The following is a 249-nucleotide window of genomic DNA, read 5'->3' as shown; positions in this document are numbered from 1 at the left end:
ACATCATCTTTTAAAAATGGGTTGCGCTATGGTTCCGGCAGCAAGTCCAAACAGAGATCCGGGAATATTAAACCAATTACTGGATTTAAATGATTCCAATCCGCCACCTGCAGTTATATTGAGAGCAGGATACATATTGGCCTGCGCAATTCCTACCTGTGCGTTCAGCGATTTTAACTCCATCTCTGCGGCACGTACATCGGGTCTGCGGCTCACCATATGGACCGGCAAGCCAGTTGGAAATTCATT

General features: G+C 46.2%; 1 protein-coding gene. It reads right to left on the bottom strand.

Annotated elements, in window-relative coordinates; translation table 11 throughout:
- Positions 1-3: 3 nt before the first annotated feature.
- A partial coding sequence (locus SAZ04_RS22665) for a TolC family protein (protein ID WP_332699983.1) occupies positions 4-249 on the bottom strand: 246 nt, incomplete at its 5' end.

Source organism: Halalkalibacter lacteus, from assembly GCF_036663595.1.
In the GTDB taxonomy this organism is placed as follows: domain Bacteria; phylum Bacillota; class Bacilli; order Bacillales; family Bacillaceae_D; genus Halalkalibacter; species Halalkalibacter lacteus.
This window is presented reverse-complemented; position numbering and strand designations above follow the sequence as displayed.